The organism is Phycicoccus avicenniae (genome assembly GCF_018139485.1).
GTDB lineage: Bacteria > Actinomycetota > Actinomycetes > Actinomycetales > Dermatophilaceae > Phycicoccus > Phycicoccus avicenniae.
The window spans coordinates 408,263-421,523 of record NZ_JAGSNF010000003.1 but is presented as its reverse complement, the minus strand read 5'-3'; the positions used below and the strand labels follow the sequence as shown (position 1 = coordinate 421,523).

The window sequence follows — 13,261 nt, the reverse complement described above, 5'->3', positions numbered from 1 at the left end:
AGCCGCGACCTCCACCCGTCCGTGCCGGCGGTACTCCCGCCAGAACACATCCTCGAAACGACGAGCCACCTTCAACGTCACAACACACCTCCGCAGGTCGTGTTGCACTCACCCCTTGAAGTCGCCGCGCCGACCGTCGGCGTGTTGCCCGACGTCGACGACCGTGAGGTGCCGCTCGGACCGACGCGCGGTCGAAGGATCAGTCGCCCGGGTGCACGTGCGAGGAGGCGTACGACGTCTCACCGACGGCGATGGAGTACTCCGCGTAGTAGTCCGCGACGCCGTGCCGCTGGGCCTCCCGGTGCCGCGGGTGGTCCCGCCACCCCGCGTGCGAGGCGGCGTCGGCGAAGGTCACGACCGTGCACCGCTCGCCGTCGTCGGCGACGAACGTCTTCGTCTCGACGAACCCCGGCATCGACGCCGCGAGGTCGGCGACGACGGCCAGCTCGTCCCGGTAGGCGTCCTCGTGCTCCGGGCGCAGCCGGTTGCGGAAGACGGTGACGACCTGCCCGACGGCGGGCCGCTCCGGGAGCGACATGTCAGATGTCGCGGAAGGTCTCGATCGTCGCGCCGAGAGCATTGAGCCGCTCGGCGAGGTCCTCGTAGCCGCGGTTGATGACGTAGACGTTGCGCAGGACCGACGTGCCCGGCGCCGCGAGCATCGCGAGGAGGACGACGACGCCGGGACGCAGGGCCGGCGGGCACATGACCTCGGCGGCACGCCACTTCGGCGTCGGGCCGGTGATCATGACGCGGTGCGGGTCGAGCAGCTGGACCTGGCCGCCGATCTTCGTCAGCTCGGTGAGGTAGATCGCCCGGTTCTCGTAGACCCAGTCGTGGATCATCGTCGTGCCCTCGGCGCAGGCCGCGATGAGCGCGAAGAACGGCAGGTTGTCGATGTTGAGGCCCGGGAAGGGCATCGGCGCGATCTTGTCCTTCGGCGCGGTGAGCGGGCCGGGATGGATCGTGAGGTCGACGAGCCGGGTGTGCCCGTTCTTCGCGAGGTACTCCTCGGTGGTGTCGAACCGCAGGCCCATCTCCTCGAGCGTCGCGAGCTCGATCTCGAGGAACTCGATCGGGACACGCTCGATCGTGATCGTCGACTTCGTGACGACCGCGGCCGCGATGAGGCTCATCGCCTCGATCGGGTCCTCGGAGGGGGAGTACTCGATGTCCATGTCGACGGTCGTGACGCCGGTCACGGTGAGGGTGGTCGTGCCGATCCCCTCGATCCGCACGCCGAGGCCCTGGAGGAAGAAGCACAGGTCCTGGACCATGTAGTTCGACGAGGCGTTGCGGATGACCGTCGTGCCCTCGTAGCGGGCGGCCGCCATGAGGACGTTCTCGGTGACGGTGTCGCCGCGCTCGGTGAGGACGATGGCGCGCTTCGGGTGCCGCTCGGCGTCGACGGCCGACTCGTAGAAGCCGTGCGTCGCGGTGACGTCGAGGCCGAAGTGGCGCAGCGCCGACAGGTGCGGCTCGACGGTGCGGGTCCCGAGGTCGCAGCCGCCGGCGTACGGCAGCCGGAAGGCGTCGTACTCGTGGAGCAGCGGGCCGAGGAACATGATGACGGTCCGGGTGCGCCGGGCCGCCTCGATGTCGATGCCGGCGATGTCGAGCCGGGCCGGCGGCACGATCTCGAGGTCGTTGCTGTCGGGCAGCCAGCGGACCTTGACGCCGATCGAGGTGAGGACCTCGATGATCCGGTTGACCTCCTCGATGCGGGCGAGGTTGCGCAGCGTCGTGCGGCCCTTGTTGAGCAGGCTCGCGCACAGCAGCGCGACGGCGGCGTTCTTGCTCGTCTTGACCGGGATGGACCCGGAGAGCTTCTGGCCGCCGACGATCCGCAGGTGCTGCGGGCCGGAGTGCCCGAGCGAGACGAACTCGCTGTCGAGCTTCTCGCCGACGCGGGCGAGCATCTCGAGGGACAGGTTCTGCTTGCCCTGCTCGATCCGCGCGACGGCGCTCTGGCTCGTGCCGAGCAGCTCCGCGAGCTCGTTCTGGGTCAGCCCCTGGTGGCGTCGCGCGTCCCGGATGAGGGTGCCGATGCGGGTCAGGTACGTGTCGGTGGTCGTCGTCACGATCCCCACTGTAGATCACATATGAGATATGTCGAACGCGCCGGGCGGGGTGTCCTGAGCGTCGCCCTCAGGACCCCGCACGACCTGGGACGCGCGGGAGGGCCGCCCGGCGACCCTCCCGCGCGCCCGCGGCTCAGGCGAGGACGCTCGCGACGCCGCGGGGCAGGACCCGGCGGCCGAGGACCCGTTCGGTGACGCCCTCGCGGTCCAGGAGCGGGATGATCCCGCCGTTCCAGAACTGGAACCCGGCGCCGGTGATCATCGCGAGGTCGATGTCCATCGGGGCCTCGACGACCCCGTCGGCGAGCATGATGCCGACCTCCTCCGCGATGGCGCCGAGCACCCGCTCACGGACCTCGTCGACCTCGAGGACGACCGGCTCGGCCGGCTGCTCGCGCATCGCCTCGACCTCCGGGTCGGGGACGGGGCGGCCGCGCTCGTCGGTGAGGTAGTACCCGCGCTTGCCGGCCTCGACGACGCGGCGCAGCGTCGGCGAGACGTGGAACCGGTCGCCGAAGGCGCGGTGCAGCGTCTCGCTGTTGTGCAGCGCGATGGCCGGCCCGACGAGCCCGAGGAGGACGAACGGCGGCATCGGGGCCAGGCCCGCGACGGCGCGGTCCGCGACCTCGACCGGGGTGCCCTCGTCGACGATCCGGCTGTACTCGCCCATGAACCGGCCGAGCAGGCGGTTGACGACGAACGACGCGGTGTCCTTGGAGCGGATGCACGTCTTCCTCAGCGCCTTGCCGGTCGCGAACGCCGTCGCGAGCGTCGCCTCGTCGGTCCGCTCGCCGGGGACGATCTCGAGCAGCGGCATGACGGCGACCGGGTTGAAGAAGTGGAACCCGACGACCCGCTCCGGGTGCTCCAGCCGGCTCGCCATCTCGGTGACCGACAGCGACGAGGTGTTCGTCATGAGGACGCACTCGGGGGAGACGACGGCCTCGACCTCGGCGAACACCTGCTGCTTGACCGACATCTCCTCGAAGACGGCCTCGATGACGAGGTCGGCGTCGGCGAACCCGTCCTTGGACGTCGAGCCGGTGACGGCGCGGGTGAGGAAGGACGCCTGGTCGGGGGAGACTCGGCGCTTCTCGAGAAGCGCCTCGACCTCCCGGTGGACGGACTCGACGCCCGTGGTCACCCGCTCCTCGTCGAGGTCGGTCATGACGACCGGGACCCCGAGGCGGCGGGCGAAGAGCAGCGCGAGCTGGCTCGCCATGAGCCCGGCGCCGACGACGCCGACCTTCGTCACGGGCCGGGCGAGGGCCTTGTCCGGGGCGCCGGCCGGCCGCTTGGCGCGCTTCTGGACGAGGTCGAAGGCGTACAGGCCGGCGCGCAGCTCGTCGGACATGACGAGGTCGCCGAGCGCCTCGTCCTCGGCGGCGAAGGCCTCCTCGCGGTCACTCGTGCGGGCGGCGCGGACGAGGTCGATCGCCCGCAGGACGCCGGGGGAGCGGCCCGCGGTCTTCGCGAGGGCGTTCTTCCGGGCGGCGTCGCACGCCGCGTCCCAGGCCTGCGCGTCGTCGAGGTCGACCGGGGCGCGGTCGACCGACACCTCACCGGTGAGCACGGCGGCGGCCCAGCGCAGGGAGTCCTCGAGGAAGTCGGCGGGCTCGAGGAGGACGTCGGCGATGCCGAGCCGGGCGACGTCCTTCGCCGGCAGCATCCGGTTCTGGGACAGCGGGTTCGCCGCGATGACCGTGAGCGCGTGCTCCGGCCCGACGAGCCGCGGCAGCAGCCAGCACCCACCCCACCCGGGCAGCAGCCCGAGGAAGGTCTCGGGCAGGGCGAACGCCGGGACACCGGCCGACACGGTCCGGTACGTCGCGGACAGCGCGAGCTCGACACCGCCGCCCATCGCCGCCCCGTTCACGAAGGCGAACGTCGGGACGGGCAGGTCGGCGAACGTCGCGAAGGCGCGGTGTCCGGCGCGGGCGATCTCCAGGGCCTGCGCGCGGTCGGTGACGGTCGGCACGCCGGACAGGTCGGCGCCGACGGCGAAGACGAACGGCTTGCCGGTGACGGCGGCGGCCTGGATCTCGCCGGCCTCGGCTCGGGCGCGCAGGGAGTCGAAGGTCTCCTGGAGCCCGGCGACGGACTCGGGTCCGAAGGTGGTCGGACGGGTGTGGTCCTTGCCGTTGTCCAGCGTCACGAGGGCGAGGACGCCCGCGCCGCCTGGCAGGACGACGTCCTGGACCGGGCTGTGCGTGACGACCTCGGCGTGGGCCTCGGGGGCGGTCGTGGTCATGGCTCAGGCGTCCTTCCCGTAGTCGGCGTGCTGGGGGTTCTCCCAGATGACGGCGCCACCCATCCCGATGCCGATGCACATCGCGGTGAGGCCGTAGCGGACCTCGGGGTGGGCCTCGAAGTGCCGCGCGAGCTGGGTCATGAGCCGCACGCCGGAGGAGGCGAGCGGGTGGCCGGTCGCGATGGCGCCGCCCCAGGGGTTGACCCGCTCGTCGTCGTCGGCGATCCCGAAGTGGTCGAGGAAGGACAGGACCTGGACGGCGAACGCCTCGTTGAGCTCGAAGAGGCCGATGTCCTCGATCGTCAGGCCGGCCTTGGCGAGCGCCTTCTCGGTCGCCGGGACGGGGCCGATGCCCATGACCTCCGGCTCGACGCCGACGAAGGCGTACGACACCAGCCGCATCCGCACCGGGAGGCCGAGCTCGTCGGCGGCGGCCTGCGAGGCCAGGAGGCACGCGGTCGCGCCGTCGTTGAGCCCGGCGGCGTTGCCCGCGGTGACGTTGCCGTGCGGGCGGAACGGGGTCCTGAGCGTCGCCAGCTCCTCGAGCGTGGTGCCCGGGCGGGGCGGCTCGTCGACCGTCGCGAGGCCCCAGCCCTTCTCGACGTGCCGGGTGGCGACGGGGACGAGGTCGGGCTGGACGTGCCCGGCCTCGTACGCCGCGGCGAGCTTGCGCTGGCTGCCGACGGCGAAGGCGTCGCAGCGCTCCTTCGTCAGCTCCGGGAAGCGGTCGTGGAGGTTCTCGGCGGTCCTGCCCATGACGAGGGCGGACTCGTCGACGAGCCGCTCGGCGACGATCCGCGGGTTGGGGTCGACGCCCTCGCCCATCGGGTGCCGGCCCATGTGCTCGACGCCGCCCGCGACGGCCACGTCGATGGCGCCGACGCCGATGGAGGACGACACGTTCGTCACGGCCGTCATCGCCCCGGCGCACATCCGGTCGATCGAGTAGCCGGGCGTGCTCTTCGGCAGGCCCGACAGCAGCCCGGTGAGCCGGCCGAGGGTCAGCCCCTGGTCGCCGATCTGGGTGGTCGCGGCGATCGCGACTTCCTCGACGCGCTCCTTCGGGAGCTCGGGGTGGCGTCGGAGCAGCTCGCGGACGCACTTGACGACGAGGTCGTCGGCGCGGGTCTGGGCGTACATGCCCTTCTCACCGGCCTTGCCGAACGGGGTGCGGACGCCGTCGACGAAGACGACCTCCTGGAGCTCACGGGGCACGGGGGTCCTCCCGGGTCGGGGACGGGGTCGAGGACCCGGGTCGCCGGGTCCGGTCCCGAGCATAACTAAGCGCTTGCTTACCGCGCACCCACCCTCGGCGTGAGTGTGCTCACGAGGACGGGCGACGGTTTGCCACGATGGGTCCGTCGACACCCGAGGAGGACCGATGGACCTGCAGCTGCCCGGTGCGCGCGAGGAGCTCGTGATCCGCGACCGCTACGAGACGGTGAGCATCGTCAACGACCTGCTCGTCGCGATCTGGTTCCTCGTCGGCAGCATCCTCTTCTTCTCCGCGGACACGACGTACGCCGGGACGTGGCTGTTCGTCGTCGGGTCCGCGCAGCTGATGCTCCGGCCCTCGATCCGGCTCTCCCGGCGGGTGCACCTGAAGCGGCACCACCGTAGGCACGGCCGGACCGGGCCGGTGGAGACGAGCCAGGACTTCTGACCCGCGGACCTGTGCTCGCGGGTCAGTCGTCGGGGTGCGCGGCGAAGGCCGCGTGCAGCATCGGTGCGACGATCCCCGCCTGCCACGGGCGGACCCCCCGGGCCCGCAGCGCGTCGGCGAAGGACGCGACGTCGTGGTCCTGCGGCGGGTCCCAGACGACACGGCGCAGCGGGTCGGGCGAGCAGACGTTCTCGACGGGGATCGTGTGCTCCTGCGCGAAGTCGGTGAGGGCGGCGCGCGTCGCGGCGAGCCGTTCCGCCGCGACGGGGTCCTTGTCGGCCCACACCCGCGGGGGCGGCGGGCCGTCGGAGGGCAGCGAGCGCGGCGGCAGCTCGTCCTCGGGGATGTCGTGGGCCCGGGCCACGGCCTCGACCCACTGCCGCCCGTAGCGCTTGATCGCGCGGTGCCCGGACGGCAGGTCGGCGGGGGAGCGGGGCGCGGCCTTGGCGATCTCGACGAGCGAGGCGTCGGGCAGGACCCGCCCCACGGAGGTGTCCCGCTCTCGGGCGATGACGTCCCGGGCGTACCAGAGCTCGCGGACGACGCCGATGGCCCGGCGCTGACGCAGGGTGTTGATGCCCGAGGTCCGGCGCCAGGGGTCGACCCTCTCGGCGGGGGCCCACTCGAGGAGGGCCTCGAACTCCTGGCGCGCCCACTCGTCCTTGCCCTGCGCCGCGAGGTCGACGCCCATGAGGTTGCGCAGCTCGCCGAGCACCTCGACGTCGAGCGCGGCGTACCGCAGCCACGGCTCCGGCAGCGGGCGGGTGGACCAGTCGACCGCCGAGTGCTCCTTGGCGAGGGAGAGTCCGAGGTAGTGCTCGACGACGGCGGCGAGGCCGACGCGGGGGAGGCCGAGGATGCGGGCCGCGAGCTCGGTGTCGAAGAGCTGGCGGGGACGCAGCCCGACCTCCGCGAGACACGCGAGGTCCTGGGTGGCGGCGTGCAGGATCCACTCCGCCGGGCCGATGGCGTCGGCGACGGGGGAGAGGTCCGGCAGCGCGATGGGGTCGACGAGCCACGAGCCGGACCCCTCACGGCGCAGCTGGACGAGGTAGGCGCGCTGGCCGTACCGGTAGCCGGACGCGCGCTCGGCGTCGATGGCGACGGGACCGACACCCGCGGCGACCGCACGGGCGACCTCGTCGAGCCCGCGCTCGGACTCCACGACGGGCGGCACGCCGTCGGCGGGCTCGGAGAGGGGGACCGGCGGCGGGGCGGACGCGGGCGCGTCGACGCCGACCGACGGGTCCTGGGACGGGTCGGGGAGCTGGCTCATCGGCTCCTCGTCACCGCCGCGGACCGGGCAGCGAGACGACGCCGTCGGGCAGCGGGGGCAGCCCGGCGATCGTGCACATGAGCTCGGACCACGCGGCGAGGTGCGCCCCGACGGCGTCCCCGTCCGGGGTCCACGACGCGCGCAGCTCCATCTCGACGCTCGCGGGGCGGTCGGACAGACCGCCGAAGCTCTCGGAGACCACCCGGGTCACCGTGCCGGCCGCCGCGCGGACCCCGAGCCCGCGGGACTCGAGGGCGTCGGTGAGCCACGTCCAGCCGACCTCCCCGAGCAGCGGCTCGACGGCGAACTCCGCCTCGAGCTCGGCGCGGGCGAAGGTGACGACCCGCCACTCCCCGTCCCACGGCTCCGGGGAGGAGGGGTCGTGGAGCAGGACGAACCGGCCGGTGGCCAGCTCCTCGTCCCGGTCCCGCGGGTCGAGCACGTCCGCGGTGAGCGCGACGGCGTGCGGGGCGATGCGCTGGGGGGCCGGGACCTCGGTGAGCCGGACCTCCGGGCGCAGACGCGCGGCGTGCAGGTCGGCGAGGGCCTGGGAGAACTCCTGCGGCTCCCGGCCGGTCAATGTGCTACGGGCCACGGCAGCACAGTAAGCGGACCGGGCCGTCCGGTGGGTGAGGCCACGCCGGTCGGCGCGGGAGCCGCCGTCTACAGTGCGCGCGTGCTGAGCCTCGTCGCCCTCGGGTCCTCCCTCGTGTGGGGCACCTCCGACTTCGCGGCCGGACTCGTTTCCCGTCGCAGGCCCCCGGTCGCCGTCGTCGGCTGGACCCAGGGGCTGGCGCTCGTCGTCCTCACCGCCGTCGTCCTCGGCGTGCACGGCACGTCGGTCCCGGGCGGCGGCTGGTACCCGTGGGCGGTGGGCGCGGGCCTCGCCGGGACCACGGGCCTCGTCTGCTTCTACACCGCCCTCTCGACCGGGACGATGGGCGTCGTCGCCCCCATCGCGGGCCTCGGCGTCGTCGTCCCCGTCGTGCTCGGCGTGCTCGGCGGCGAGCGGCCGGCCGCGTCGGCCTGGGCGGGGATGGCGGTCGCCGTGGTCGGGGTGACCCTCGCGTCCGGTCCGGAGCTGCGGGCCGGGCTGTCGGTGCGTCCCGTCGCGCTCGCCGCCGTCGCGGCGCTGGGCTTCGGGTTCGGCCTGTTCTTCCTCGACCGAGGCGCGCGGGAGTCGACGCTCATGACGCTGTGGGGGATGCGCTCGACGTCGCTGCTCGTCCTCCTGCTCCTCGCGCTCCTCCTCCGGTCCGCCGGCGGGGTGCGCGCGCGGGAGACCCCCTGGCTCCTCGTCATCGGCTGCGGCGACCTCGCCGCGAACGCCCTCTTCGCGCTCGCCTCCGCCCGGGGACAGGTGAGCGTCGCCTCCGTCCTCGCCTCGCTGTACCCGGTCGTCACCGTCGTGCTCGCCCGCTTCGTCCTCGACGAGCGGCTGCAGCGGGTCCAGCAGGTCGGGGTCGCCCTCGCCGTCGTCGGCGCGGTCCTCATCGCCGCCTGAGCGCGGTCCTCGTGGCGTCGGCGGCGTCGCGGCGGTGGGAGGATGGGTCGTCGTGACGACCTCCCAGCCGCCGGCCGCCGCCTCCGACTCCCCGCTCGTGCGGGCCGCCCGCGGGCTCGACGTCCCGCACACCCCCGTGTGGTTCATGCGCCAGGCGGGCCGGTCGCTGCCGGAGTACCGCGCGGTGCGCGAGGGCGTGGGGATGCTCGAGGCGTGCCGCCGGCCCGACCTCGTCACCGAGATCACCCTCCAGCCGGTCCGCCGGCACGGCGTCGACGCGGCCATCTTCTTCTCCGACATCGTCGTCCCGCTCGCGGCCGTCGGCATCGACCTCGACATCGTCCCGGGGGTGGGGCCGGTCGTCGCCGAGCCGGTCCGGGACAGGGCGGGCGTGGAGCGGATCCGCGACCTCGTCCCCGAGGACGTGCCGGACATCGACGAGTCCGTGCGCCGGCTCGTCGCCGAGCTCGGGCCCACGCCGCTCATCGGCTTCGCCGGGGCGCCGTTCACCCTCGCCTCCTACCTCGTCGAGGGCGGGCCGTCGAAGAACCACGAGCACACGAAGGCGCTCATGCACGGCGACCCCGACCTCTGGCACGACCTGTGCGCCCGGCTCGCCCGGATCTCCGGGGCGTTCCTGCGGGTCCAGGGCGAGGCGGGGGCGTCCGCCCTCCAGCTCTTCGACTCGTGGGCCGGGGTACTGAGCCGCGCCGACTACGTCCGCTTCGTCCAGGAGCACTCGGCGGCGGCGCTCGCCGAGGTCGCCGACCTCGGGGTGCCGCGAATCCACTTCGGGGTCGGGACCGGCGAGCTGCTCACCCTCATGGGGGAGGCCGGGGCCGACGTCGTCGGCGTCGACTACCGCGTCTCGCTCACCGACGCCCTCGAGCGGACCGGTGGCCGCTGGCCGCTCCAGGGCAACCTCGACCCGGCGCTGCTCTTCGCCCCGTGGGAGGCGCTGGAGCGCCGGGTCCGCGAGATCGTCGAGGAGGGCCGCGCCGCCCCGGGCCACGTCTTCAACCTCGGCCACGGGGTCCTGCCGGACACCGACCCCGACGTCGTGACCCGCGTCGTCGAGCTCGTCCACGAGGTCTCGGCCCGCTGAGCGTCCGCACCGGACGGTCGGGACCGGCCCGGACGCTCGGGACCGGCCCGGACGCTCGGGACCGGCTCAGGCGGTCGGGGCCGGCGGGGTCGTGGCGGCGGGCACCGGATGGCGGCGGCGCCACCACAGCCCGGCGGGCACGAGGACGAGGGCGGCGGCCACGGCGAAGGGCAGCAGGGCCCCGGCGAGGGTGAGCAGCAGGGTCACCGACGTCGTGAACGCCGACCAGCCCGAGGCGAGCCCGGCGAGGAACCCGGTCGGGTCCTCCTCCTGCGGCAGGACGTCCGCGTCGGTCGTCAGCTGCACCGTGATCGGGGCGAGCGTCACGCGGTCCCGCAAAGCCGCGAGGGTGCTCTGGTAGGCCTCGAGGTCGGCCTGGCGCCGGGACAGCTCGGCCTCGAGCTGGACGACGTCCGAGAGGTCGCTCGCGTCCGCGAGGAGCCCGCGGACCCGCGAGACGCTCTCCTGCATCGACGCGACCCGGGACTCGGTGTCGACGTACTGCGCGGTGACGTCGTCGGTGCTCGTGCTCCGCGAGAGGACCGTGCCGACGCCCGCCACCTCGTCGAGGGTCGCGTCGAGCCGGTCGGCGGGGACGGAGATCGTCACCGTGCCCCACCCGGTCGGCCGCGTCGTCGAGGCCGGGTCGACGGGGTCGGACGAGACCTCCTCGTTCGTCACGAGCCCGTCCGCGGCCGAGGCGACGGCCCGCAGCCGGGAGGCCGCCCGGGCCACGTCGTCGACGGCGAGGCTGATGTCGGCGCGCCGGGCGAGGCGGCGCTCGACCACGGCCGGGGCGACCTCGCCCGGGGCCGCCGCGGTCGCCCGGTCCGCGGACGGCTCGTCGGCCGCGAGGTCGTCGGCGGACTCCTCGGCGCCGGCGGACCCCGCCGACCCGCCGTCGGCGCCGGACATCGCGTCGTTCCCGCTGCTGCAGGCGGTGAGGCCGAGGAGGGCGATCGCCGCGGCCGCGACGAGGACCCGGGGCCGGGACGGGTGGTGGCTGGTGTTCACGGTGACTCCTTCGTCGGGGCGCTCCGTCGTGCGCCGTCCCCGCTGTGGCGCGGCGCGCCGCGACCGGGTTCCCGTCGCCCGGTCTCGATGCGGTCACGTCGCGGCGTCGGCGCGGTCACGGCCCCGGGCCGGTCCGCTCACCACCGCGTGGGATCCTGAGGGCATGTCCGACACCGCCGTGCGCCCGGCCCCGCGGGTCGCCGTCGTCGGCGGCGGCGTCGCCGGGCTCACCGCGGCGGTCGAGGTCGCCGAGGCCCTGCCCGGCGCCCGGGTGACGGTCCTCGAGAAGGGGCCGACGGTCGGGGGTGCCCTGCGCCGCGAGGAGGTCGCCGGCCACCTCGTCGACGTCGGCGCCGAGTCCCTCCTCGCGGTCCGGCCCGAGGCCGTCGACCTCGTCGGCCGGCTCGGCGCCGCGCAGGACCTCACGTCCCCCGCCACGACCTCCGCCGCGGTGTGGAGCCGCGGCCGCCTGCACCCGATGCCCCGCGCGACGCTGCTCGGCGTCCCCGCCACCCCCGCGTCCGCACGCGGTGTGCTCGAGGAGCCCGAGGTGGCGCGGCTCGCCGACGAGCGGCCGTGGCCCGGTGGTCCGCTCACCGAGGACGTGGCCGTCGGCGACTACGTCGCGACCCGCCTCGGGGCGGCCGTCGTCGACCGCCTCGTCGAGCCGCTCCTCGGCGGGGTCTACGCCGGGCACGCGCACCGGCTCTCCCTGCGGGCGACGATGCCCGCCGTGTGGCAGCGCGGCGTCGCCGGCGACTCGCTGCTGCGCGGCGAGGTCCCCGGCCCGCCCGCGCCCCCGGAGCGGCCGCCGTTCGCGGGCGTCGTCGGCGGGGTCGGCCGGCTCCCCGGGCTCGCGCTCGCCCACCTCGGCACCCTCGGCGTCGAGGTGCGCATCGGCAGCACCGTGCGGGCCCTCGAGCGCACCGCACACGGCTGGCGCCTCGTCGTCGGCTCCGCCGCGGACCCCACGGCCCTCGAGGTCGACGCCGTGGTGCTGGCCGTCCCACCCGCCCCGACCTCGCGGCTGCTCGCCCCGCACGCCGCCCACGCCGCCAGCCTCCTCGCCGACGTCGAGACCGCCTCGATGGCCGTCGTCACCCTCGCCGTCACCCGGGCGGGGCTGCCCGGGCTGCCCGGCTCCGGCTTCCTCGTCCCACCGGTCGACGGCCGCGGCATCAAGGCGGCCACCTTCAGCGCCGCGAAGTGGGGGTGGGTCGACGCGCTCGACGACGCCGTCGTGCACCTGCGCGCGTCCGTCGGCCGGGCGGGGGAGGAGGCGTCGCTCCAGCGGACCGACGAGGACCTCGTCGCGCTCGCCGTCGCCGAGGTCGGCGCGGCGCTGGCGGCCCCCCTGCCCCGCGTCGTCGACGCGCACGTCCAGCGGTGGGGCGGCGCCCTGCCGCAGTACGCCGTCGGGCACGTCGACCGGGTCGAGGCGGTCCGCGCCGACGTCGCCGCCCTGCCCGGCCTCGCCGTCGCCGGCGCCGCCTACGACGGGGTCGGGGTCCCTGCCGTCGTCGGCTCCGCCACCCGCGCCGCCGAGGCCGTCGTCCACCACCTGACCGCACGATCCGTCCCCTCCCGAGGAGAGCACCCATGAGCACCCCGTCGCGTCCCGCCCCCGGCAAGCCCGGCGCGGCCCGCATCCGCGAGATCAACGACTCGATCCGGTACGCCATGTGGTCGGTCTTCGCGCTCGCCGAGCCGCTCGGCGACGCCGACCGCGACGCGCTCACCGCCGAGGTCGAGTCCCTCGTCGACGACCTCGGCGGCGGTGACGTCGTCGTCCGCGGCGTGTACGACGTCGCCGGCCTGCGCGCCGACGCCGACGTCATGGTCTGGTGGCACGCCCCGACCGTCGAGGCGCTCCAGGACGCCTACCACCGGCTGCTGCGCACCGGCCTCGGCCGGCACCTGCGGCCGGTGTGGTCGGTCGCCGCGCTGCACCGCCCCGCCGAGTTCAACAAGAGCCACGTCCCGGCGTTCATGTCCGGCGAGGAGGCACGCGACTACGTCTGCGTCTACCCCTTCGTCCGCTCCTACGACTGGTACCTCCTCGACGACACCGAGCGCCGCGACATGCTGGTCGAGCACGGGAGGATGGCCCGGGAGTACCCCGACGTGCGGGCCAACACCATCGCCTCCTTCGCGCTGAACGACTACGAGTGGGTGCTCGCCTTCGAGGCCGACGAGCTGCACCGCATCGTCGACCTCATGCGCGAGCTGCGCGCCTCGCAGGCCCGGCGGCACGTCCGCGAGGAGGTGCCGTTCTACACCGGCCCCCGGGTCGAGGTCGCGGACCTCGTCGCGCGGCTGCGGTGACCCACCGCACCCCGCCGAGGGCGTGACCCCCGGACGGGTCGC

The 13,261-nt window shown here is 74.6% G+C and carries 12 protein-coding genes; 5 read left to right on the top strand and 7 right to left on the bottom strand.

Going from position 1 to position 13,261, the window contains the following annotated elements:
* Window positions 1-199: 199 nt before the first annotated feature.
* From KC207_RS04010 to KC207_RS03995, 4 genes are all read right to left on the bottom strand, one after another.
* On the bottom strand, window positions 200-538 hold the full coding sequence (locus KC207_RS04010) for an antibiotic biosynthesis monooxygenase family protein (protein WP_211601583.1): 339 nt from the start codon (window positions 536-538) through the stop codon (window positions 200-202).
* A gap of 1 nt (window position 539) precedes the next feature.
* On the bottom strand, window positions 540-2,081 hold the full coding sequence (locus KC207_RS04005; RefSeq protein WP_211601582.1) for a helix-turn-helix domain-containing protein: 1,542 nt from the start codon (window positions 2,079-2,081) through the stop codon (window positions 540-542).
* Between the two features lie 133 nt (window positions 2,082-2,214).
* The gene (locus KC207_RS04000) at window positions 2,215-4,332 is read right to left on the bottom strand and encodes a 3-hydroxyacyl-CoA dehydrogenase NAD-binding domain-containing protein (protein ID WP_211601581.1); all 2,118 of its coding nucleotides are present in this window, start codon (window positions 4,330-4,332) and stop codon (window positions 2,215-2,217) included.
* A gap of 3 nt (window positions 4,333-4,335) precedes the next feature.
* Window positions 4,336-5,547, bottom strand: a complete 1,212-nt coding sequence (locus KC207_RS03995) for a thiolase family protein (protein ID WP_249138542.1) — start codon at window positions 5,545-5,547, stop codon at window positions 4,336-4,338.
* A 166-nt stretch (window positions 5,548-5,713) separates the two neighbouring features.
* Between KC207_RS03995 and KC207_RS03990 the strand changes: the two genes are divergently transcribed.
* On the top strand, window positions 5,714-5,995 hold the full coding sequence (locus KC207_RS03990; protein ID WP_211601579.1) for a YrhK family protein: 282 nt from the start codon (window positions 5,714-5,716) through the stop codon (window positions 5,993-5,995).
* A 22-nt stretch (window positions 5,996-6,017) separates the two neighbouring features.
* Here KC207_RS03990 and KC207_RS03985 read toward each other — a convergent pair whose 3' ends face one another.
* A complete protein-coding gene (locus KC207_RS03985; RefSeq protein ID WP_211601578.1) occupies window positions 6,018-7,271 on the bottom strand; it encodes a ribonuclease D in 1,254 nt (417 codons plus the stop codon).
* 10 nt (window positions 7,272-7,281) lie between these two features.
* The gene (locus KC207_RS03980; RefSeq protein WP_211601577.1) at window positions 7,282-7,866 is read right to left on the bottom strand and encodes a DUF3000 domain-containing protein; all 585 of its coding nucleotides are present in this window, start codon (window positions 7,864-7,866) and stop codon (window positions 7,282-7,284) included.
* Between the two features lie 81 nt (window positions 7,867-7,947).
* Between KC207_RS03980 and KC207_RS03975 the strand changes: the two genes are divergently transcribed.
* Window positions 7,948-8,775, top strand: a complete 828-nt coding sequence (locus tag KC207_RS03975; RefSeq protein ID WP_211601576.1) for an EamA family transporter — start codon at window positions 7,948-7,950, stop codon at window positions 8,773-8,775.
* A 52-nt stretch (window positions 8,776-8,827) separates the two neighbouring features.
* Complete coding sequence (hemE, locus tag KC207_RS03970; RefSeq protein WP_211601575.1) at window positions 8,828-9,880, top strand: uroporphyrinogen decarboxylase; 1,053 nt, start codon at window positions 8,828-8,830, stop codon at window positions 9,878-9,880.
* A 66-nt stretch (window positions 9,881-9,946) separates the two neighbouring features.
* On the opposite strand, the gene KC207_RS03965 is transcribed toward hemE, so the two are convergent.
* Window positions 9,947-10,894, bottom strand: a complete 948-nt coding sequence (locus KC207_RS03965; protein WP_211601574.1) for a DUF4349 domain-containing protein — start codon at window positions 10,892-10,894, stop codon at window positions 9,947-9,949.
* A gap of 163 nt (window positions 10,895-11,057) precedes the next feature.
* On the opposite strand from KC207_RS03965, the gene KC207_RS03960 reads away from it, so the two are divergent.
* Both KC207_RS03960 and hemQ read left to right on the top strand, forming a co-directional pair.
* Window positions 11,058-12,497 carry a protoporphyrinogen/coproporphyrinogen oxidase gene (locus KC207_RS03960; RefSeq protein WP_211601573.1) on the top strand — a complete coding sequence of 480 codons (1,440 nt, stop codon included), beginning with the start codon at window positions 11,058-11,060 and terminating at the stop codon, window positions 12,495-12,497.
* The gene (gene hemQ, locus KC207_RS03955; protein WP_211601572.1) at window positions 12,494-13,219 is read left to right on the top strand and encodes a hydrogen peroxide-dependent heme synthase; all 726 of its coding nucleotides are present in this window, start codon (window positions 12,494-12,496) and stop codon (window positions 13,217-13,219) included. The genes KC207_RS03960 and hemQ overlap by 4 nt, the downstream gene beginning before the upstream one ends.
* Window positions 13,220-13,261 lie beyond the last annotated feature (42 nt).

Bases quoted from the DNA above. Each gene is read 5' to 3' on its own strand.
- KC207_RS04010 (WP_211601583.1), bottom strand. From the start codon at position 538: ATGTCGCTCCCGGAGCGGCCCGCCGTCGGGCAGGTCGTCACCGTCTTC.
- KC207_RS04000 (WP_211601581.1), bottom strand. From the start codon at position 4,332: ATGACCACGACCGCCCCCGAGGCCCACGCCGAGGTCGTCACGCACAGC.
- KC207_RS03990 (WP_211601579.1), top strand. From the start codon at position 5,714: ATGGACCTGCAGCTGCCCGGTGCGCGCGAGGAGCTCGTGATCCGCGAC.
- KC207_RS03985 (WP_211601578.1), bottom strand. From the start codon at position 7,271: ATGAGCCAGCTCCCCGACCCGTCCCAGGACCCGTCGGTCGGCGTCGAC.
- KC207_RS03960 (WP_211601573.1), top strand. From the start codon at position 11,058: ATGTCCGACACCGCCGTGCGCCCGGCCCCGCGGGTCGCCGTCGTCGGC.
- hemQ (WP_211601572.1), top strand. From the start codon at position 12,494: ATGAGCACCCCGTCGCGTCCCGCCCCCGGCAAGCCCGGCGCGGCCCGC.